17 protein-coding genes are annotated in these 20,379 nt (G+C 43.1%); 11 read left to right on the plus strand and 6 right to left on the minus strand.

The features are described 5' to 3' along the window. Nucleotides 1–131: 131 nt before the first annotated feature. The gene (locus tag FIS9605_RS0118795; RefSeq protein WP_026733985.1) at nt 132–686 is read right to left on the minus strand and encodes an adenylate kinase family protein; all 555 of its coding nucleotides are present in this window, start codon (nt 684–686) and stop codon (nt 132–134) included. A gap of 366 nt (nt 687–1,052) precedes the next feature. On the opposite strand from FIS9605_RS0118795, the gene FIS9605_RS0118800 reads away from it, so the two are divergent. Both FIS9605_RS0118800 and dcd read left to right on the plus strand, forming a co-directional pair. Continuing rightward, nucleotides 1,053–1,589, plus strand: a complete 537-nt coding sequence (locus FIS9605_RS0118800) for a P-loop NTPase family protein (protein ID WP_026733986.1) — start codon at nt 1,053–1,055, stop codon at nt 1,587–1,589. A 123-nt stretch (nt 1,590–1,712) separates the two neighbouring features. Beyond that, nucleotides 1,713–2,312, plus strand: coding sequence for a dCTP deaminase (gene dcd, locus FIS9605_RS0118805; RefSeq protein ID WP_026733987.1), 600 nt, complete (start codon nt 1,713–1,715; stop codon nt 2,310–2,312). A 24-nt stretch (nt 2,313–2,336) separates the two neighbouring features. On the opposite strand, the gene FIS9605_RS0118810 is transcribed toward dcd, so the two are convergent. Further along, nucleotides 2,337–3,872, minus strand: coding sequence for a thymidylate synthase (locus FIS9605_RS0118810; protein ID WP_026733988.1), 1,536 nt, complete (start codon nt 3,870–3,872; stop codon nt 2,337–2,339). Nucleotides 3,873–4,144: 272 nt separating this feature from the next. Between FIS9605_RS0118810 and FIS9605_RS0118815 the strand changes: the two genes are divergently transcribed. From FIS9605_RS0118815 to FIS9605_RS0118825, 3 genes are all read left to right on the plus strand, one after another. Further along, nucleotides 4,145–4,360, plus strand: a complete 216-nt coding sequence (locus FIS9605_RS0118815; RefSeq protein WP_026733989.1) for a chlorophyll a/b-binding protein — start codon at nt 4,145–4,147, stop codon at nt 4,358–4,360. 296 nt (nt 4,361–4,656) lie between these two features. Then, the gene (locus tag FIS9605_RS0118820) at nt 4,657–5,094 is read left to right on the plus strand and encodes a YidH family protein (RefSeq protein ID WP_026733990.1); all 438 of its coding nucleotides are present in this window, start codon (nt 4,657–4,659) and stop codon (nt 5,092–5,094) included. Nucleotides 5,095–5,259: 165 nt separating this feature from the next. After that, a complete protein-coding gene (locus FIS9605_RS0118825) occupies nt 5,260–5,841 on the plus strand; it encodes a thioredoxin family protein (RefSeq protein WP_026733991.1) in 582 nt (193 codons plus the stop codon). A gap of 70 nt (nt 5,842–5,911) precedes the next feature. Here FIS9605_RS0118825 and FIS9605_RS0118830 read toward each other — a convergent pair whose 3' ends face one another. Then, nucleotides 5,912–6,376, minus strand: coding sequence for a hypothetical protein (locus FIS9605_RS0118830; RefSeq protein WP_026733992.1), 465 nt, complete (start codon nt 6,374–6,376; stop codon nt 5,912–5,914). Between the two features lie 542 nt (nt 6,377–6,918). Here FIS9605_RS0118830 and aroA point away from each other — a divergent pair. Then, nucleotides 6,919–8,268: a 3-phosphoshikimate 1-carboxyvinyltransferase gene (gene aroA / locus FIS9605_RS0118835; protein ID WP_026733993.1), complete on the plus strand. Its 1,350-nt coding sequence runs from the start codon at nt 6,919–6,921 to the stop codon at nt 8,266–8,268. 115 nt (nt 8,269–8,383) lie between these two features. On the opposite strand, the gene cobJ is transcribed toward aroA, so the two are convergent. From cobJ to FIS9605_RS0118855, 3 genes are all read right to left on the minus strand, one after another. Next, a complete protein-coding gene (gene cobJ / locus FIS9605_RS37440) occupies nt 8,384–10,300 on the minus strand; it encodes a precorrin-3B C(17)-methyltransferase (protein WP_051470068.1) in 1,917 nt (638 codons plus the stop codon). Between the two features lie 118 nt (nt 10,301–10,418). Continuing rightward, nucleotides 10,419–12,008, minus strand: coding sequence for a hypothetical protein (locus FIS9605_RS37445; RefSeq protein WP_051470069.1), 1,590 nt, complete (start codon nt 12,006–12,008; stop codon nt 10,419–10,421). Between the two features lie 526 nt (nt 12,009–12,534). Then, entirely contained in the window at nt 12,535–14,295 is a 1,761-nt protein-coding gene (locus FIS9605_RS0118855; RefSeq protein ID WP_026733995.1) for a hypothetical protein, read from the minus strand. Between the two features lie 559 nt (nt 14,296–14,854). Between FIS9605_RS0118855 and FIS9605_RS37450 the strand changes: the two genes are divergently transcribed. From FIS9605_RS37450 to FIS9605_RS0118885, 5 genes are all read left to right on the plus strand, one after another. Then, nucleotides 14,855–15,391: a DUF2085 domain-containing protein gene (locus FIS9605_RS37450; RefSeq protein ID WP_035139943.1), complete on the plus strand. Its 537-nt coding sequence runs from the start codon at nt 14,855–14,857 to the stop codon at nt 15,389–15,391. A gap of 500 nt (nt 15,392–15,891) precedes the next feature. Continuing rightward, on the plus strand, nt 15,892–16,902 hold the full coding sequence (locus tag FIS9605_RS0118870; RefSeq protein WP_442854716.1) for an ABC transporter substrate-binding protein: 1,011 nt from the start codon (nt 15,892–15,894) through the stop codon (nt 16,900–16,902). Nucleotides 16,903–16,973: 71 nt separating this feature from the next. Continuing rightward, the gene (locus FIS9605_RS0118875; protein ID WP_026733997.1) at nt 16,974–18,527 is read left to right on the plus strand and encodes a sugar ABC transporter ATP-binding protein; all 1,554 of its coding nucleotides are present in this window, start codon (nt 16,974–16,976) and stop codon (nt 18,525–18,527) included. After that, nucleotides 18,524–19,525, plus strand: coding sequence for an ABC transporter permease subunit (locus tag FIS9605_RS0118880; RefSeq protein WP_035139944.1), 1,002 nt, complete (start codon nt 18,524–18,526; stop codon nt 19,523–19,525). Before FIS9605_RS0118875 ends, FIS9605_RS0118880 begins: the two co-directional genes overlap by 4 nt. Nucleotides 19,526–19,684: 159 nt before the next feature. Further along, on the plus strand, nt 19,685–20,161 hold the full coding sequence (locus FIS9605_RS0118885) for a hypothetical protein (protein WP_026733999.1): 477 nt from the start codon (nt 19,685–19,687) through the stop codon (nt 20,159–20,161). Nucleotides 20,162–20,379: the final 218 nt, after the last annotated feature.

Below are 20,379 nucleotides of genomic sequence, written 5' to 3' on the forward strand. Positions count from 1 at the left end.
GCCTCAAAATTTTAATATTAGGATACTGCCTTCAGATTATCCTTTCAGTTTGAGGTTTCGGTATTTTTAAACAACTATGTTAAGAATTTAGGGACTAGGGACTGGGGACTGAGGAAAAGTTCTATAGACTGTTAAGCAACAGAGACGAGATTAATAATACAGTGCTGCACCATTTCTGGTGACTGATCGCCATTAATCGTCAATAAGCGGCGGCGGCGATCGTAATATTCCAGTATGGGAATAGTGCGATCGTAGAATAATTCGACGCGGCGCTGTACAATTTCTGGTTGGTCATCAGGAAGAGAACGACCTAAAGCACGGCTGACCATAACCGCATGTGGTACTTGTAAATAAATTGCCCAGTTTAAATCTTGTCCTAGGTCATCTAACAAAAAATCCAGTTCTTCTGCTTGAAAAGCAGTACGGGGATAACCTTCTAACACCCAACCACGGTTGACATTAGGCTGCTTCAGCCGAGCTAGGATGAATTCAATAATTATTTCGTCTGGAACTAATTCCCCTGTTTGCACGTATGGTTGAGTGAGACGTCCCCAGTCAGTTAATTTCGCTATTGCTTGGCGCAAAATTTCCCCTGTGGCAATCAGAGGAATATCAAAATGTTCGCTAAGCCTTTGTGCTTGAGTACTTTTTCCTGCTCCTGAACCTCCCAGAATGACCAATCTCACAACAATTCACTCCTAGTATCTCTGTCAATTTCACTACTGTCTTAATCTGTTTTGACAAACAAAAGGTAAATTTCACATCCGGACATTTCAGAAGTTTTTCAGAATCTTACAGCCCGATCTCAGGTGTTTCCGGGATTTAAGCTTCCAGTTAGGTGTTTTAATTTTGACCATCAATTGTAGAAGCAAGATGAAAAATTGAAAACGCAATAGCTCTTGACTTCAGTACAAACGTAGTGTTTGACTAAGAATGCAAATTGCAAAATCCACTACACATTCTTAAAAATAGCTTGATTATACAAGCAGGTTTACCAAAACTAACCTCAGAAAAAGCGCTTTAATTTGTTGTAACTTTTTGAACATTTATCTATGGTTGCCCAGCTAGAAACCCCAAGCGGAAATTCGACCCTTAGCTTACCATATGCTGTAGAGGGTCTCGTACAAGTTTTCACTAGTGCTCATCGTAACTTTTTTACTAGCGTTATGGCTCAGGCACTGAGAATTGCCGGTCAGGGTACGCCAGTGCTAGTAGTGCAATTCCTCAAAGGAGGCATCCGTCAAGGGCACGAACATCCCATTCGGTTAGGACAAAATTTAGATTGGATTCGCTGCGATTTGCCTCGTTGTATTGATACACCACACCTCGACGAATCCGAAGCTCAAGCTCTACAAAAGTTGTGGCAACATACACAAAAGGTTGTATGTGAGGCTAAGTATTCTCTCGTTGTATTAGATGAATTAAGTTTAGCGATTAACTTTGGCTTGATTCCTGAAGCAGAGGTTTTAGCATTTCTGGCAAAACGTCCCTCTCATATCGATATCATTCTCACAGGGCCAGACATGCCAAAATCGATTCTAGATATAGCAGATCAAATCACGGATATTCGTCGCAGTCATCAACCTTAAGTGATTTTGAATTAAAAATCTTCAACCATCAGGGCGTGTTAGTGTTTCTGAATGCGCTCTACTGCTTTGCGATCGCCAGCATTCAAGGTATCCTATTTATTTGATTTTGATTACTATCAACTTGTGATTAAGAACGATATTTGGATTTCTCAAATGGCCCAGAAGGGTATGATTACTCCCTTTGAGCCAAGTCTGATTCGAGAAATTAAAAACAATGAGACTCAGACCTTAAGCCATGTGATTAGCTATGGTTTGTCTTCTTATGGCTATGACATACGGCTTTCGCCAGTCGAGTTCCGGATTTTTCGCCACATTCCTGGAACTGTAGTTGATCCCAAAAACTTTAATCCTCACAATCTAGAACCGACACCACTAAAAACAGATGCACATGGCAGTTACTTTATCCTGCCAGCGCACTCCTATGGTTTGGGAGTTGCCTTGGAAAGATTGGAAGTTCCAGACAATATGACTGTAATTTGTATAGGTAAAAGTACATATGCAAGATGTGGTATAATAGCCAACCTCACACCTGCTGAGGCTGCGTGGCGCGGTCATCTAACCTTAGAATTTTCTAACTCTTCCAGTGCTGATTGTCGTATTTACGCCAACGAAGGTGTAGTACAATTGCTCTTTTTAGAAGGTGAACCCTGCGCTATTAGTTACGAGGCACGTCAGGGTAAATATCAGGATCAGCAAGAAAAAGTGACTCTTGCTAAAGTCTAGTCCGTAAGGTGCGTTACATTTTCACTAACGCACCCTTGTATCTACAAACTCAATATTTAATGGTTTATCTTGCTCGTAAATAAATTCTTTTTTCATTGACAAAGCAATTTCTGCTTTTTGTAATTCCGTGCCCAAATACATTGCATGTTCAACTTGCAAGCCAGGACAATCTGCTGCTATTTGCTGATATAGTTTTTTTGCAGATTTACCTGAATAATAGTTAACTATTTCTCCTGAACCAGGAGTCATATGTTCTACTAAAATTTGATTATCTTGTACGATAATGACAAAACTGCCTGCCGGATCGGCGTAATCTCTTTGCTGATAAATTTGAGGATATTGAGATTGAATCAGTTTTTCTGCATTTTCCCAACAGTCATCATAAATATGGGCGCTTTGACTAATGGTAATTAATGGCCCTATTTTCAATTGATGATAAAACCTTTGTATGATTTCATCTCGAATATGTCGTTGCAAAGCCCTTAATCCCATTGCATTAGCGGGCCAGGCAGAAAACATGTCATTGCTGCGAAAAGTCGCCGTTAAAGATAACTCATTATCTACTATTCTTACCCAAATATGATTCAAGCAAGGTGGACTGTCGTTACCATCCTTACTAACATCCCATAAAGACATTACCGCTCTGGCTGAATCAATATCTTGTACTAAGCGTGAAATAACTTGTTCAATTTGGTCACGTCCGAACCAAGAACGTAACCTTTGACCGTATGTATATTTCACTCCTTCTTGTGTCGGCGAATCATCTAAAACTTGGGAAATATATTCTTGTAAAAAACTGCGGTCAATGGGCAAATAGTTCGGTTCTGGAAAATAAAAATCTTCTGGTTCCTCCGTGACAATTGCCACTAAATCAATTAATTCTTGCCATTGCCCATCATAACCAGTAGGTCGAATTGTTCCAGTTGTTTTAATGCGATGGATTATTTTTACCCAAGTTTCAGCGATGGTTTTACCTTCTATGCGATGTCCATAACGTTCTCCAGGTAAAATAGTTGGTTCAGCCTTTGGCATGGGATATTCTTTTTCTTCCCCCCAAGATTCAAGAGGTTCTTGCTTTGCAAAAGTCCTCACAAAATCACAAGCTTCCGCGATTGATTTTGCTTCTTTAATTTCTATACATTCCCGCAATTTTTGTAGGACATTGGCTGGAATTACTTCATCAATATATCCAGGAATGCTAGAGCGAATTCTCCAACAAAATCGCCCGGTATCACACACTCCTTTCTCAAAGCCATGATTAAAAAAGTCCAACAAACAAGTCCCAGCACCCGCGTTTTTGTCTTCTTTTGTAGCGTTGAGAACAACTAAAAAACGAACGTGGGGGTTATTCAGTAAATTGCGAATTAATAAATTTATTCCCCTTGTAGGTGAATATAGCTGACCAATTACAGCATACTCTCGTGGCTGAAGGTGTTTGGCTATGGCCTGTTTTACCGTCCATCCTGTAATTACTGCTGTCTGTCCTGAACCGTAGATGAGTTGGTTGGGCTTATACAGCGCCGTGTACTGAAATTGGGTCACTTTACCCACTGCTGTTATTGCTTGACTTAAAGTCAAAAAAAATTACCAAATTATAATCACACCACAACCAGTAACGTTTACGCAAGGTCTGCTAAGGAGCTTAACAAGGTAAATGATGTTAAATCCTGGCAATTATTGGAGAAATGGTCTTTATTGGTCAAGCGTATACAAATTTAGACCTAGATAAATGCGATCGCCCTTATTACACATCTTATTTGCTTTACAAAATTTAACTTTATCGTTACAATTATTTACATAGATGCAATTATCTCATTCATTAGGAAATATCCATGCGTACAAACGGTGCAATTGTTGACGATCAGGGCAAGATGAACAATTTTGCGATCGAGCCAAGGGTTTATGTAGATGAGCAAGGCGATCGCACTGGCTTTACTCCCTACGCCGAATTGCTCAATGGTCGTTTAGCAATGATAGGCTTTGTGTCTTTGATTGCATTAGAAGTATTTACTGGACACGGCATTTTTGGTCTTTTTGGAAACCTGTAAAAATTGAGCTTTAACATCACTGACGGCTGTTTTAGTAGATGTAGAGACGCAAAAATGTTGCATCTCTACATTTTTTATTTTCAATCTCAACATCTATTGAAATGTTTGGTCTTTTCTACTGCAAGTCGTGTGGTAGGGGCAATTCATGAATTGCTCCTACCCGTGACCCGTGTACCTCATTCAAACGAAAAGCACTAGAAATCTATAAAAGCTATCCGTTTGAGGGAGTATTTCTTTAAACTCAATAGATATAGTGATAGTGTTTTCTTGTGGATGAGAGGGTAGCAAAGCTAATCATGAGCAAAACGCCCAAAATTGACCGTCAAAGGGAGCATCAGGCGAATGAGCGTACATTTTTGGCTTGGTTAAGAACTTCAATAGCATTAATTGGTTTTGGTTTTGCTATTGCTCGGTTTGGTTTGTTTATGCGCCAGTTAAGTTTTACCCTAACGCAACAGGAAATGCCGCCACATCCTTTTTTTAACTCGGAAACTTTAGGTGTTAGTTTAGTAATTTTTGGTATTGTTACTATCGTTTTTGCAGCCTGGCGATATAACCAAGTTTTCTGGCAAATTGAAAGTGGCGATTATCAACCTATTCGGTGGACGGTTTGGATTATAGCTGGAATAGTAGTGGTATTTGGATTTTTCAGTCTACCTTTGCTGATTATGCGAAATAAAGTATCTCCACCACAGCGAGGTTTAAATCAGCCCCTGTCTCGTAATTCTCGTTAAATGTCAAACTCTATTTTTTAGGAAAAATAATATTGATAATTAACCGCAGAGTCAGCATAATTCATAGATGAGAGAGAAATAATGTGTTTAATCAAGCACTAAAAATTGATATATTAAAGACAAGTGATAACAAGTAATTTTCCAGGTAATATTTTCAGGTGAAATATGGCTTTAACTGCTTCAACAATGTTACCCCTAGGGACTAATGCACCAGATTTTCATCTACTGGATGTAGTATCTGGCGAGATGATTTCACTTTCTAAATTTGCCGATAAAAAAGCACTGCTAGTCATGTTTATTTGTCGGCATTGTCCTTTTGTGAAGCACGTTCAACAAGAACTAGCAAAGTTAGGAAAAGATTACTCACAAAGTGATTTAGGAATTGTTGCGATCAGTGCCAACGATGCTAGCAACTACCCAGATGATGCCCCAGATGCTTTGAAGGCAATGGCACATGAACTTGGGTTTAAATTTCCCCTGTGCTATGACGAAAGTCAAGAAACCGCCAAGGCTTATACAGCAGCTTGTACACCTGATTTCTTTTTATTTGATGGCGATCGCAAACTCGTTTATCGTGGACAATTAGATGACAGTCGTCCTAGTAATAATAAACCAGTAACAGGTGCAGATTTACGCGCTGCGATTGAGGCGGTGCTAGCGAGCAAACCTGTAAATTCAGAACAAAAACCGAGTATTGGTTGCAATATTAAGTGGAAACCAGGAAACGAACCTAGTTATTTTGGTTAGTGGATAGTGGTTAGTGGTTAGTGGGAAATAATTAACTACTAACTACTAACTACTAACTACTAACTACATATCAATGATGAATTTCCAAATTGAGAATGTAGCATCCCAGTTGGACTTTTCCTGCCCATAATTCGTATTCTACCCGCAAATGTTCTGGCAATGGATGTCCTGTCAGTGTCAGATTACGGGTAAAGTTACGTAAGCGAATTGGCTGGTTGGGTTGCAGTGATTCAGCAGGCAACCAATAACGAGTGACGCCATAAACACCCCGTTCCCAAAAATGACGATAACTCAACTGGGTGTTTCCTTGCATGGTCATAGTTACCCGGTAAGGGGAAATCTCTAGCCATAAGACTCTGGGACTACTGGGGTTTAACGCCTCTTTACTGTTTTCTACAGGCGGTGCTGTCAACAGTAAATGAAAGCGATCGCGGTCTTTTTGATACAGTGTCGCAGCAGTTTCCACAACAGACCAGAGTGGCAAGTCTGTGGAAATCAATGATAGGCACACGGGCTTACGGTGGTGAGTCAGCATGGGAGCGATAAAGGCTAAAAGCTATGGAATGAAATGAAACCAAGATCAGAAGATCGGCAGGTGAGGATAAGCAAGTGCTTAGGTAGATCAGTTTTGATAAGCTAGACAAATCAGATTGAAAACAGGTAGAATACCCGTCTATAAAGCTCTACCGGGGTTTTTCTACAGTTAGTTTTACCTGATGATGTTTTACACGGTGACAAAGAGTTTGTTACCAGAGTACACAGAATCGCGCCTAAACCACTTTACGCCTTGAGAGAATCGCTGGTTACATTATAAAGACGTGAGAGTATTTGTAGGCGTGCAATGTGTGATATTCTTTGATTTTTCGGAGAAAGCTTGCCATAAACAGATGCTAAGCATGGCTTTTTGTGAGAGAAGGGAAAAATAGCAACAGGTGGACATCAGACAGAGTCTTGGTGTATTTGAGTAATTTTCATACAACGGAAAGCGATACGATACTAGCGAGGAAGTAACTAGTAGCGGCGGAAAGCCTTTGCTGGCATTCAACTTCCGGTACAGTCACAAGTCAGTTTATCCTAATGTCGCCTTCTGTTATAACCGTAGAAACTAAAGAAAACGTTTCTCAAAATTTAATAATTCAGCGGCCTGCTTCTGGGCTATCTTTACGAGGTCGCATCCGAGTTCCAGGAGATAAATCTATTTCCCACCGTTCTCTGATGTTAGGCGCGATCGCCCAAGGTGAAACCCAAATCCAAGGACTACTGCTAGGTGAAGATCCTTGCAGCACAGCTAGTTGTTTCCAAGCGATGGGGGCAGAAATTTCCCCATTGAATACAGAATTGGTACGAGTTAAAGGTATCGGCCTGGGAAATTTGCAAGAACCAGTTGATGTATTGAATGCAGGGAACTCGGGTACGACAATCCGACTGATGCTAGGACTTTTGGCGTCCCATCCAGGACGCTTTTTTACTGTTACTGGCGATAGTTCTTTGCGATCGCGTCCTATGTCTCGTGTGGTTAAACCTTTACAACAGATGGGGGCAGAAATTTGGGGACGCAAAGGCAACTCTTTAGCACCTTTGGCAATTCAAGGACAAGCTCTTAAACCCACTCACTACCATTCTCCCATCGCTTCCGCCCAAGTTAAATCCTGCATTTTGCTGGCAGGTTTAATGACTGAGGGACAAACAACCGTCACTGAACCCGCCCTTTCCCGCGATCACAGCGAACGGATGCTAAGGGCATTTGGGGCAAAACTAGATATTGACCCAGAAACCAACAGTGTAACGATTACAGGCCCGGCTCAACTAGTCGGACAAACTGTGATTGTTCCTGGTGATATCAGTTCAGCCGCCTTTTGGTTAGTAGCTGGGGCAATTGTACCAGATTCCGAGTTGGTGATTGAGAATGTCGGCGTCAATCCTACCCGTACGGGCATTTTAGAAGCTTTAGCAATGATGGGAGCAGACATTCAGCTTTTAAATGAACGAGAGGTGGCTGGCGAACCTGTAGCAGACTTGCGAGTGCGTTCTAGTCGCCTGCAAAGTAGTACTATTGCCGGCGATATCATACCTAGACTAATAGATGAAATTCCGATTTTGGCAGTAGCAGCAGTATTTGCCGAAGGAACAACTGTAATTAAAGATGCTGCGGAATTGCGGGTAAAAGAAAGCGATCGCATCGCAGTTATGGCGCAGCAGCTCAACAAAATGGGAGCAAAAGTTACAGAACTACCCGATGGTATGGAAATTACAGGTGGTACTCCTCTAGTGGGTACTGATGTTGATAGCCATACAGACCATCGTATCGCCATGAGTTTGGCGATCGCAGCTCTAGTTGCCACCAATACCACCACCATTCAGCGTGCAGAAGCTGCCGCTATTTCTTATCCAGATTTTATTCCCACACTGCAACAAGTTTGCAGCTAATTAGGACTGCGGTTTTCATTTATAGCTATTTTCAATTCAGTGAAATACAAACCTCACCCCCATCCCCTCTCCTTAGCAAGGAGAGGGGTGCCCGCTAGGGCGGGGTGAGGTGTCACTAACCACTAAAGCCCAAATATCCCCGTGGTGTAATCATCCAATTTGCATAGGTACGGGTATGCGAATTGCCAATTAATACTGTAGTCAGCATATCGACAGTAGTATCGAGCAATTTATCCAAAGTGGTGAGGGTGATTTGCTCATCTTGACGGTAAGCCGATCGCACTACTGCTACTGGTGTGCTGGGTTGGCGATACTTGAGAAAGATATCTCTAGCAATTATTAGCTGCTGGGTACGAGTTTGCGATCGCGGATTATATAAAGCTGTAACAAAATCAGCTGCTGCTGCTGCTTCTAAACGTTTTTCGATCACTTCCCAAGGTGTAAGTAAATCGCTTAAGCTAATCGCACAAAAGTCATGCATCAACGGTGTTCCTACCCGCGATGCCGCAGCTTGCAAAGCGGAAATTCCCGGAAATATTTGGATACTCGGAGTTTTGCCATCCCAGCCGAGGCTTTGCAACTCTTCCAGCACCAAGCCTCCCATCCCATATATTCCACAGTCGCCGGAAGAAATAACTGCTACACTTAAACCCCAGTTTGCTAACTCAATCGCTCGTTGCGCCCGTTGGCGTTCCTGAGTAATTGGCAAAGATTCTACTATCTGTCCCGGTTGCAACAAGGGAGAAATCAAATCTATGTAGAGACTGTAACCAATAACTGCATCTGCACTGCTTACTGCCATTTGGGCAGCTGGTGTCATTTGTTCTAAGTGTCCGGGCCCAGTACCAACAAGTAAAATTTTTCCAGTTCGTCCGATGTATTCTTTTTCTGCTTGGGCAACTGCGACAGTCACAGCACCTGTAAAGGAGGGGGAGAGATTTTCATTATTGGCTGATGTTTTTGATTTAAAAATTTGTTTGGGAACTAGTAGAGTTTTAGACTTAGCAGCACATAAAGCCGCAGCTTCGCCAACACTGGGGGTTCCTACTTCTTGTTCAACAACTTGGGAAGGGTTAGGGACGGAAACTGTGCGGAGTATTTCTGAAGAGAAAGTTTTTAAAGGCCAATGTCGTTCTTGGCAAAGTTCCATCAAACCAACTTCATCAGCTTTAATGTCGATAGTGGCAATTCCTGCGATCGCACTTTCTGCTAAGTTATTCGCTGCGAATACTTGCTGAATAGCCGCTGCTATCAAATCTCGTGAAGTTCCCCTCTCACAACCAACTCCCACCCACAATACGCGTGGATGCCAGTGTACTTCGGGGAGTGGGAGAGTGGAGGAGGGGGAGATATGTAGAGACGCGCCATGGCGCGTCTGGGAGTGGGAGAGTTTGAATGTAATCCAGATTTTTGCTTGTGGTGTTGCAGATTCACCGAAATCAAAAGGGTGTTTTGGAGGCAAATAGTTTTGCCACAGGGTTGAACCTGCTTCTTGAAAGACTTGCACAATTTCGCCGCGTACCACAGCGGCACTGACGCCAGTCCAGTCACCTTCACCACGACGCCAACCAAAGGGAACGCCTAGCATATCTACAGCTGGCAGTCCCAAACCAGTGGAAGCACCAGTTAATATCGGTGTAGCATTAAGTTGTAAAGCTATCAACCTCGCTAATTGATCTGCACCACCTTGATGTCCGCTGCACAAGCTAATTACAAAACGTCCGGTCTCATCCACTACCACTACTGCCGGATCGGTAGATTTGTGTTGTAACAAAGGAGCAATCAGTCGCACCACTGCACCAGTCGCCAAACAAAAGACAAAAGCGCAGTGTGTCTGCCACAGGTTGGCTATATGATTTTTGAGATAACCTGTATAAAATGACGCATGAATATTTTCTTCAACAGTATTTTTCCTTAAAGATTCTGCAACCCAGAGGGTTGCAGCCTGATTTTGGCAAAGAACTTGTAGTATTTTTGCACCCGTGGGAGTGGTGGCGATGAGAGCGATCGGAGAAAATTCAGCTAAAAGCAATTTGGATTACCTATCGGCTGACAAACTGGGGCAGTGCTGCCAATTAATGATTTTCTCACGCCATCATCACGGATGATATTCTGAAGGCTATTTTCTCATCCCTCAAGCCTGGAACAGATCATTTTTTGTCTACCCGTTCCTTTGACGGTGGTTGGGGATTTGGATGAGCAACGCTACAAGAGGCACTGATTGCTCCGCGATGAATCAGCGCCCCTACAGTTTCCAGTTGAAAACCCCAACCCTTGGGTAAATTTTCATCGCCATCGTTTTGTCCCAAGTCTACATAGATGCGCGGAGGTACGAAATATTTCAGATCCTCAACGTCTATTAACTCATCTGCTTTTTGAGCGATCGCATCTATCACGTGGTTAAATTCTTCATAGTTATTAAATTTCTGTTCCAGTTGAGATTTCACCAAAGACATGAACTGACGTACGGCAACAACTTTGGGATCGTCATCAGGCAAAGCGTTCAGGCGCAACTGATTGAAAATCATTGGTTCGAGATTTGCAAATAGTTTTGTTTGTCCTTTAGCTAGCCTCATATCGTCAATAGCTTGGTGCCTAGGAAGTAGGGTGCGGAAGGCGCGGCGCAGTACCTGGGAAAGTTTAAACGGCGGGAAGGGAACGCTATTGGGCTCAATAGTTTGTCCATTTTTAGCCATCAGCACGTCTAGAGGCAGTAAATCCTCTGGTACTACTGGCATGGGAATGTGATACTTTTGAAACTCTGAGTTTTTGGCTGCCTTGGAGAGGATATTTGGTTGTTTGCGATTGTGCCGATCTTGGAGTTTGAGGATCTGTATAGCCTTGGCTTCATCACCATCCAATAACAGAGTAAGTCCCTGCTTGTTGAATGGAAAAACGAGCGTGTTCAGGCTGATATACATGAACTCAGCGCAATAAACCCGATTTTCTAGCTGATTCAACCAATCTTGAGCTTCAATAGAGCCAAGGCAAGCATTAACGCAATTTTGCAATAACTGCTTCAGTGTTGCCCGATCTACAACGCGAGTAGGATCGCCACCATTAATATCATTCTCAGTGAATTCAATAAACGGGTTTGTCACTGCCATCCAGCAGATGATACTGTCAGTGTAACCCCTTGCCTGCTGTTTGCTGATAAACTCAGGGAACAACAGACGCTGAGCAACACTGACAAAGCCTTTATCACCAAATAACGCATTGTCGCTCCGATCTGGCTCATTGAAGCAAGCATAACCCGGTACAAACTTATTATTCTCAATCGGTCGCATTGCGGGTACGATCGCTCCTGAATGGAACCCTTCGTTTTTAATAATGATTTCCATCCAGTCAAATTGCTCATGCTTATTGCGAGGAGGCAAACGCAAATCTACAGGAATGCCGTATCGGTCTTTGCTGTATTGATAGGTCATAATTAAAAGACCATCTCTTTCGAGAAACTGAGCAATATCCTCGTGTCCAAAAAAACAGTTTCCCTGAGCATCGGCAAATGCTAATTCATCTGCAATACCAATAAATCCAGGCACTTTAATGGTTTCTACATCCAAAATTGTCTCATCATCCACAATAATTTGCTTGTGGAAAAATTTACTCATGTCTTCTACAGGTCTGCCTGCTTGATATCTTGGACTCTTGAGGGAATTAAAAACTGCCAAATTTACCTGTTGTGGCGAGTATAAAGGCATGGCTGAGTCTGTCAGCAAAGAATTCTGATGTGTACTCATATCTGTGTTGACCTTTATAGTTGTTTAGTAATTTGAGACTTCAATTAGGACTTACGCATTTCCTGAAAGTATGATGATGTGAGTTTTGACCAACCTTTAATCTCGTTTGCTTTCCTTCTAGATTCTTGATGGGTGACAGCAAAATCAAGTTATGCACTTTTTAAAGATGTCTAATAGCGTTAGCACGCTTGTCCATAGACTGAACGGTTGGTTTAACCAACTATCGATTTGTAAAGTGCGTAAGTCCTATTCAATTGCGATCGCCAAGAGTTATCAAAATTCAGGCGTTGCTGAATCAAAGTATGAATCCAAATGTAGAGACGCGCCATGGCGCGTCTCTACAAGGGTTTTGGCAGAACGCAAAATAATTTTCATACATGAAATCAGCAACGCCAAAATTCACAATGCTAAACATGCATTGATTGCGATACTTTTGTGGAGAGTTGGTAATAGGTAATTGGTTTTTCCCATTACCTATTACCTACAGTCCTTCACAGATATGATCGGTGTTCAAACGGACATGATATTATTTTCTCTTACCAAACATCTGTAAGGGGTTTGTTGGTTGCTTGGAACTAGATTGAGAATCCTGAAACTGCTCCTGTGGAGGTTGCTGAGGGCTTTCTGTAGCATTTTGGGCAATGCCTTTGATAGCTCCACGATAAATCAGCGATCCCACCGTTTCTAGCCGAAAACCCCAACCTTTTGGTAAATTTTCATCGCCGTCGTTTTGTCCCAAATCTACATAAATACGCGGTGGCACAAAGTATTTTAATTCGCTTTCCCCTACCAGACTATCTGCTTTTTCAACGATCGCATCGAAAGTACGATCAAATTCTTCGTAACTGTTGTACTGCTGTTGCAATTGAGATTTTACAAATTCCATAAATTGGCGAACAGCCGACAATCTGGGATCGTCTTGAGGCTGAGGATTAGGTTCAGGAGTGGGTTGTTGAGGAGAAGTAGGATTACTATTCGCACCTTTTTTTGCAGGAACAGAAGGATTTTCAGGCAAAGGTCGAGGTATAGGCATAGGCCCGGGTACAGGTTGAGGACTAGCGATGCCAATACCTAATTGCTTGAGAATCAGAGGCTCTAGATATCCAAACATTTTTACTTGCGCTTGAACAATTTTAGAGTTGTTCATTGCATAAGTGCGCGGAAGTAATGTGCGAAAGGCACGGCGAAGTACTTGGGATAGTTTAAAAGGAGGAAATGGGATACTGTTGGGGTCAATTGTTTGTCCATGCTGAGCCATTAGCACATCTAAAGGTGGCAAATCAGCTGGTACTACTGGCATCTGAATATTAAAGGCTTTAAATTGCGGGTTGTCGCTTTTGAAGCTGAGAATATTTTCGCGTCTGCTATTCTGGTATTCTTGGAGTTTGAGAATCTCCACTGCCTTGTCTTCATCGCCATCCAATAACAAAGTCAAACCCTGCTTGTTGAAAGGGTAAACAGGTGTATTCAAACTGATATAAATAAATTCAGCGCAATAAGCTGTATTTTCTGGACGATAAAAGAATTCTAGTGCTTCTTGGGAACCAAGACTAGCAAGAGCACATTTTTGCAAAAACTCTTTTAGCGTAGGGCGATCGCAAACACGAGTAGGATCGCCGCCATTAAAATCGTTGGCAGCAAATTGAACAAACGGGTTGATCAACGCCATCCAGCAAATGATGCTGTCAGTGTAGCCACGAGATTGCTCTTTGGTGACAAAATCAGGAAAAACCAGACGTTGAGCCACAGCAACGAACCCATTGTCTCCATACATCCCATTGTGGTAACTGTCTGGTTCGTTAAAGCTAGCAAATGTCTTCTCTCCTGTAAACCTTTGTGCTGGTAAAATCGCCCCCGAGTGATGTCCCTCGTTTTTGATGAAAATTTCCATCAAATCATACTGTTCTTGCTCGTTGGGAGGCCAGCGCAAGTCAATAATTCTGCCGTAGCGGTCTTTGTGGTATTGATAAGTGCAGACCAAAAGACCATATGCATCTAGAAACTTCAAAATATCCTCGTGTCCGAAGACTGTGTTTCCTTGAGGATCGTAAACTTGCTGTTCGTCGGAAATACCAATAAACCCTGGAACTTTGATAGTTTCGATATTTAGCAGTGTCTCATCATCCACAACAACCAGTTTGTGGAACAACTGCTTGATATCCTTAACCGCCGAACTTCCGCGATCGTCTGGGCCCTTAATGCCATTGAAAATATTTAAATCTACTTCTTCAGGCGATCGCAACGGCAGGCGATCGCTGGTTTCTGGAAAACTCTGACTTTCGCTCATAATTTTATATTTAGTAGGTCGGCACAAAGAGTATTTTTCGTGATGACTGTTAGTTGGTGGTAGTAAATACAACCATCAACCAACAACAAAGTTTATTTGCTAACTACTGATTAAAGCTTTGACAGTAAAAACTCTCAAGGCTCTTGTTCACCTTGCTGGTCATTCTTGCATGTACTCAAGATAAAGTCTCAATTTTTACTTTTTTTTAAATATTTTGTCTGGAAAATTTTCTATAAAAATACTTAGTAGCGAATTTACTAATACCGCAACGTTAATTAGCTGTAAGCTTTCAATCTCCTTTTGAAATCCAGTTGGAGTGAGCCATGCATTTATCATTGCCTACACCAAATTTTAGGAGAACTCAGGCGGTGCGGTCTTGGACACTGTTGCCAATCCAGAGGACTTTTTTGCTATTCTGCTCTTTTGTGTTTAACCTTTCCCTATTTTTTATTCAGCGTAGCCATTCCCACCCTCATTTTTTGGGATTTGTTAAGTTTTATAATAATTGTGAATTAGTATTAAACGAACTATAAAGAACACAAAGGGAACACAGGCAGAGATGATACAAGGAGTAGCTTTCAAAGCACAGTTACAAATTCGTTGGGTAAGTTTTATAGCAGACTTCCTATTGGCGGGGATGGTAGTAGGGCCACTTGCTGCTCCTTTTCTTGCTGCATCAAAGTTACCAGTGTTACCTATGATTGCGGATATTATATATTTCATGGGTCGCCATGTATGCCCACAACCCCAGATGGGAGTAGCTTTGGCAGCACCCTTTATTATGGCTGTATGTATGCGTTGTTACGGTACAGTGGCGGGATTGTTCCTGACTCGATTAGTGTATGGCGCGACAAAAGGTAAGGGTTTTTACTGGCTGCATCAGTATGGTTGGAGTGGTGCGGCGCTTGCCAGTGTGTTGATGATGGCTTATGCATTGGAATTGGCAGCAGAGGTTTTGGGCTGGTGGAGTTTTAATAATTATGTTGTGACTTTGTTTGGGTTGGTTACAGGTTTGGCTTGGGGGTTATTTACGATGCCGATATTGCATGGAGCAACCCCCTCTGGGCAGAAATGGGGAATGGGGACTGGGGATTAGGGACTGGATAGTGATTAGTTGTTGTGTTGATTGTTAACTATGCCCTATGCCCAATCCCCAATTCTCAATACCCGATACCCAATCCCTAATCACCAATCACCAATTACCAGCCTACGCGACAATATAAGAAGTGGTTAATCTTTGCAAAGGTACACGTTAAATTAACATCAAGTCAAATAAAATATACCTAAAGAGTTAAATAGGATATAAATACAAGTTTTCTGTCAAGGTCTTCTAGAAGTTGTGTCTAGAAGCTGTTTTTGCTTTACACACTTCTAAAAATATTTTCACAAAAAAACATAATTTTTTGAGGAGGTGCAAGAACCATTCTTGTGCCTTTTCGGATATGTAATTTGTCGGAGCTAGTACAACAAGATAGAAGACGTAAATATTAACAAAAGAAGCGTTTTGTTTATTTTTTACTGTCAGATGATTGGCACTGTGGTGTGCTGTTTGTGATTTTTCGCAGATTTATATTCTATTGACTCTCTTCAAACTCAATGAGTTGTTGGAGACAGATGGATGTGAAGAGAATAGCGATCGCAGCTAGCGTATTAGGTTTGGTCAGTGGTATCTTTGTGGGCTGCACAGGCGTTTCCCAAAATCACAGGGCTGCTATAGAAAGTAGTGAGGGCGATCGAGATTCAAAACTGCGATCGGTTGCCGTTACCGTCGGCGATCTTGGTAATCCTTTCTTCGTCCTCATGGGGCGAGGAGCGGAAGCAGAAGCCAAAAAAATCGGTGGTAAGGATGTCAAAGTTACCGTGGTTTCCAGTGGCTATGACCTAAACCAGCAATTCAACCAAATGGAAAATTTCATTGCCGCGAACACTGACCTGATCATCCTCAATGCCGGTGATAGTAAGGGAATTGCAGCAGCAGTTGAGAAAGCCAAACAAGCAGGTATTGTTGTTATTGCAGTAGATACGGGTGCTGAGGGAGGCGTAGATGCTACCATTACCTCCAATAATGTGCAAGCTGGACAACTTAGTTGCCAATATATAGCCGATCGCCTTAAAGGCAAAGGTAATGTAGTTATCATCAACGGGCCTCCAGTGATCTCGGTGATCGAACGAGTCAATGGCTGTGAGCAGGTATTTGCTAAATATCCTGGTATCAAAGTACTCTCTAAAGACCAGAACGCCGAAGGAAGCCGGGATGGAGGACTAAGGGTGATGAGCGATCTGCTCGCAACCTTTCCCAAGCTTGATGCCGTTTTTGCCATTAACGATCCGTGTGGCGTCGGAGCAGAACTGGCAGCCAGACAGGCAAGACGCAACGAATTTTTCATTGTTGGGGTCGATGGGGCACCGGAAGCAAAGCAAGCGATTGAAGATCGGAACAGCTTATATGTTGCTACTGCCGCTCAAGATCCGCTAGGAATGACTCAAAAAGCGGTTCAGGTTGGCAATGACATCCTTCATGGTAAAAGACCCGCTAATCCCAACATTCTGATTCCAGTCAAGCTAATTACACGAGACAACGTCAGCGAGTACAAAGGCTGGCAGTAAGTGGGGGTATGGGGGTTCTTCATCCTACACCCTCACACCCTTATACCCTTCTAAGATTGCAGGAGTTGCTGATGACAACCGATATTGAAGCTCCGCTTCCCAACGTACCGATCGCAATCCCAGTACTAGAGATGCGAGGGATTACGAAAAGGTTTCATGGCGTACCTGCTCTCCAAAATGTCGATCTCACGATTTACTCAGGAGAGATTCATGCTCTCATGGGCGAGAACGGGGCAGGTAAAAGCACATTAATGAAAATTCTTGCTGGTGCTTACATTGCCGATGAAGGCGAGATTCGCATCAATGGTCAACCTGTAAAAATTACCGATCCAGGTATGGCGCGACAGGCGGGCATTAATCTTATTTATCAAGAACTGAATGTCGCACCTAATTTAACCGTGACTGAAAACATTTTTATGGGTAGCGAGTTGCGGCGAGGTCAGTTTTTGGATCGCCAAGGCATGGAACGGGAAGCACAGCAAGTGCTCCAAAGCTTGGGAGCTAGTTTTGCACCAAACGATGTAGTTGGTAATTTGTCAATCGCCGAACAGCAACAAGTTGAAATTGCCCGAGCGCTCAAGGATAAAAGCCGCATCCTGGTAATGGATGAGCCAACAGCAGCACTGTCAGATCGCGAAACTGAGCGCTTATTTGAAGTAATTCGCAGACTGCGGGATGACGGTATTGCCATTATCTACATCAGCCACCGTATGGAAGAAGTCTATGCCCTGGCTGACCGGATTAGCGTGCTGCGTGACGGCCAATACATTGGCAGTCTCACCCGGGATGAGATTTCCCCACACCGATTGGTACAAATGATGGTCGGTCGCCCCATGCAAGACTTTTACGAGCATCAGCGGCAAACAAATCTCGGCCCAGTAGTGCTAGAAGTCAGGAATATCAGCGACGGGCACAAGGTTCAGCCAACTAGCTTTGAACTCCATGCTGGAGAAGTTCTAGGATTAGCAGGGCTCGTTGGTGCAGGACGCACGGAGCTATCCCGGCTGATTTTTGGTGCCGATCCAAAGGTAAGCGGTGAAGTATTCTTGGATGGCAAAAAACTAGACATCAACACCCCCGGTGATGCTATTGCTGCCGGAATTGGTTACGTCCCAGAAGATCGCAAAGACCAGGGATTATTTCTGGAGATGAGCGCCCGCAAAAATATTGCTCTCAACAGGCTGAAGCAGGATGCCAAGGCTGGGGTTCTCAACTGGAGTTCAGTCAATCAGATTGCGGCAGAAGCTGTGGAAAACTTTCATATCCGGCTTGCCAATTTAGAGATTAGAGCGGTGGATCTTTCTGGTGGTAATCAGCAGAAGCTACTGCTGGCCCGCTGGCTAGCGATTAAGCCGAGAGTGCTGATGCTGGATGAGCCAACACGTGGTGTGGATATTGGTGCTAAAAGCGAGATTTACCGCATTATTGGGGACTTAGCCGCCCAAGGTGTCGCCATCCTTATGGTTTCCAGCGAACTACCAGAGATTGTGGGAATGAGCGATCGCGTCCTTGTGATGCGAGCAGGGCAGCTAGTGGGCGAACTTGATGGTAGCCCTGGTAAGGAAATTACCCAAGAAAACATTATGCACTTTGCTACTGGAGCAGCGGAGGTACTAGCATCATGAGTCATACCGAGTTAAGACCCGCCAAAAATAGAGCTGCTGAACATCCAATCTCGCGTCGGCGTCAATCAATTAATAATCTTATCCAAGTTGCCGGAATTCTACCAATTCTGGTGCTCATCAGCATTCTATTTACGTTCCTTACCCCCAATTTCCTCACACCGGGTAACGTCGTCAATATACTGCGGCAAGCATCAATCAACATTGTGCTGGCAACTGGGATGACATTTGTGATTTTGACCGGAGGCATTGACCTTTCGGTTGGGTCAATATTGGGTGTTTCTGCTGTAGTTGCGGTGCTAGTATCGCTGATCCCGGGTCTGGGTTGGGCAGCTGTGCTTGCTGGTTTGCTAACAGGATTGCTTCTGGGCTTAGTCAACGGTGCACTCATCGCCTTTCTGGATTTACCACCCTTTATCGTCACTTTGGGTGCGCTGACTGCTTTGCGGGGTGCTGCTTTTCTGGTTGCCAGTGGTACAACGGTCATTAACCGTAACCTGAATTTTGCCTGGATAGGCAACAACTATTTAGGCCCTCTGCCGTGGTTGGTAGTAATTGCACTACTGACTGTGGCTGTCAGTTGGTTTATCCTCCGGCAGACTGTTTTGGGGGTGCAAATCTATGCTGTGGGCGGTAATGAGCGGGCAGCACGACTAACTGGCATTAAAGTCAATCGCGTGCTGCTGTTTGTCTATGGCGTCAGTGGATTGCTGGCAGGTTTGGCAGGAATTATGAGCGCCAGCCGCCTTTATAGTGCTACTGGCATGTTAGGTAGTGGCTACGAGTTAGATGCGATCGCCGCTGTCATTCTCGGTGGAACCAGTTTCACGGGTGGCATTGGTACTATTGTTGGAACTCTTATCGGTGCGTTAATCATTGCTGTTCTCAACAATGGTCTAACCTTGCTGAACATGTCTTATTTCTGGCAATTGGTCGTTAAGGGTCTGGTGATTATTGTAGCGGTGACAATTGATCGGCTTCGCAGACGTTCCGGACGGTAAACAAAGTGAGTAAAACAGAGGCTATAGGCGAAACTGAATCTATTTATTTACGCGATCCAGACGGTAATTTGATAGAAGTGTCAAATTATCGGAACACTAGCCAAAACTACTGAATCTTTGGTTACTATTATTTAGATTTTATTCAGTAGTAAGGTGTAAATGTCTGTTGGGCCTAAATATAGCGTTATTTTTCCTATTAGCCTGGGTATAACTTTGTTGCTTGCTGGTTGCAACAACAGCAAAGTTTCTCAATGCCAGCAACTAATTGGGGTTGTTAATGAAGGAAATTCTCTTCTAGAGACAAATAAAGTTACTCAGGTGTCAACAAGCTTGAAACTAGCTCAGGATTTGGAAGCTGTCACTAAAAAGATTGAGGAACTAAACTTAGAAGACCCCAAACTTCAAGACTTTCAAACCCGTTTTGTTAAGGTATTTATAACTCTCAGTCAAAACATTAACAAGGCAGGTAAGGCTCTTGGTGCAGCAAAGACAGCAAAAGCTACAACAGTAGGTAGAGAGAGGATGCAAAAGGCGAGAGATGAAATAGACGCTGCCCTGAAAGCAGCCGAAATTGCAGGCAAGCAATCAGATGTTTTAGCAGCACAGATAAATAAGTATTGTAGTCAGCCTGAATAGTGCATCATTGCAATTCGCACAAACCCCACTCCTGAAACACCAATTTAGTAATCTTCAAATCTGGAAGGGAAGAAGGACAAAACAATTTAAAAGTCAAAAGTCAAAAGTCAAGATTCTAAGGCGTGATTTTTGACTTGATACTTTTGATTTCTCGAAGGGTGTCTCCCCCCTCTCCCTGGTCTTACCGCACCAAGAATTCATGAATACTGAATCGATGC

The sequence above is a fragment of the Fischerella sp. PCC 9605 genome (assembly GCF_000517105.1).
GTDB lineage: Bacteria > Cyanobacteriota > Cyanobacteriia > Cyanobacteriales > Nostocaceae > PCC9605.

What these genes read in the sequence shown, in the direction of transcription:
- FIS9605_RS37445 (WP_051470069.1), bottom strand. Translation starts at nt 12,008, where the DNA reads ATGAGTACACATCAGAATTCTTTGCTGACAGACTCAGCCATGCCTTTA.
- FIS9605_RS0118880 (WP_035139944.1), top strand. Translation starts at nt 18,524, where the DNA reads ATGAGTCATACCGAGTTAAGACCCGCCAAAAATAGAGCTGCTGAACAT.
- FIS9605_RS0118885 (WP_026733999.1), top strand. Translation starts at nt 19,685, where the DNA reads ATGTCTGTTGGGCCTAAATATAGCGTTATTTTTCCTATTAGCCTGGGT.
- FIS9605_RS0118875 (WP_026733997.1), top strand. Translation starts at nt 16,974, where the DNA reads ATGACAACCGATATTGAAGCTCCGCTTCCCAACGTACCGATCGCAATC.
- FIS9605_RS0118825 (WP_026733991.1), top strand. Translation starts at nt 5,260, where the DNA reads ATGGCTTTAACTGCTTCAACAATGTTACCCCTAGGGACTAATGCACCA.
- aroA (WP_026733993.1), top strand. Translation starts at nt 6,919, where the DNA reads ATGTCGCCTTCTGTTATAACCGTAGAAACTAAAGAAAACGTTTCTCAA.
- FIS9605_RS0118820 (WP_026733990.1), top strand. Translation starts at nt 4,657, where the DNA reads ATGAGCAAAACGCCCAAAATTGACCGTCAAAGGGAGCATCAGGCGAAT.
- FIS9605_RS0118815 (WP_026733989.1), top strand. Translation starts at nt 4,145, where the DNA reads ATGCGTACAAACGGTGCAATTGTTGACGATCAGGGCAAGATGAACAAT.
- FIS9605_RS0118870 (WP_442854716.1), top strand. Translation starts at nt 15,892, where the DNA reads ATGAGTTGTTGGAGACAGATGGATGTGAAGAGAATAGCGATCGCAGCT.
- FIS9605_RS37450 (WP_035139943.1), top strand. Translation starts at nt 14,855, where the DNA reads ATGATACAAGGAGTAGCTTTCAAAGCACAGTTACAAATTCGTTGGGTA.
- FIS9605_RS0118855 (WP_026733995.1), bottom strand. Translation starts at nt 14,295, where the DNA reads ATGAGCGAAAGTCAGAGTTTTCCAGAAACCAGCGATCGCCTGCCGTTG.
- FIS9605_RS0118800 (WP_026733986.1), top strand. Translation starts at nt 1,053, where the DNA reads ATGGTTGCCCAGCTAGAAACCCCAAGCGGAAATTCGACCCTTAGCTTA.
- FIS9605_RS0118830 (WP_026733992.1), bottom strand. Translation starts at nt 6,376, where the DNA reads ATGCTGACTCACCACCGTAAGCCCGTGTGCCTATCATTGATTTCCACA.